Source organism: Bradyrhizobium semiaridum (assembly GCF_020329505.1).
GTDB lineage: Bacteria > Pseudomonadota > Alphaproteobacteria > Rhizobiales > Xanthobacteraceae > Bradyrhizobium > Bradyrhizobium semiaridum.
On the sequence record NZ_JAGKJJ010000078.1, the window covers coordinates 1 to 666 of the forward strand.

At 67.6% G+C, this 666-nt stretch carries 1 protein-coding gene; it reads left to right on the forward strand.

What is annotated here, in order from left to right; all coding sequences use genetic code 11:
- Positions 1-666 (forward strand): O-antigen ligase family protein (locus tag J6500_RS31510; RefSeq protein ID WP_225716584.1); only part of this gene is annotated, 666 nt, incomplete at both ends.

Genomic DNA, 666 nt, shown 5'->3' on the forward strand with positions numbered 1-666 from the left:
TACGCCACCGGCCGCCGCATCGCCGGCGCGGTGATCACGCTGCTCGCGGTCGTGTTCCTTCCGCAGACCGGCGGCAAATCCTCCACCGCGGCGCTGCCCGGCATTCTCGCCATCGCCTGGATCTTCGAGCGATGGCCGGCGATCCGGATCCCGCTGGTCTTTCTCGGGCTCGCCACCTTCAACATCGTCACGATCGGCTGCTCAATCTCGCCGGCGATGCGCGAGCTGGTTGCCCTGGTCGGGGTCGATCCGACCTTCACCAACCGCATCGACATCTGGCGGGTCGGGGCCGCCGCCGGCCTTGTAGACCATCTCGTCGGTCTGCCAGAACAGCTGGAATCCGTATCCGGTCAGCGGCCGGTCCGCGACGGCGGCGGCACCAGCTGGGCGGTCGGCGCGTTCAACGCCCACAATGCCTATCTCGATGCGGCGATCACGACCGGGATTCCGGGACTGATCCTGACGCTGGCGCTGCTGGTCTGGCTGCCGCTGCGCGACGTGAGCCGGGCTGCGGCGCGCGACAACGATCCCGCGCTGACCAGGCTGTTCACCCGGATCTGGCTCTACGGCGTGTTCTCCGCCTGTGTCGAGAGTCTCTATTTCCAGTCCGGCAGTCTCGTCTGGTTCATGCTGGTGGTCGCGATCTTCGGCCTTCGCCTGCAGGCG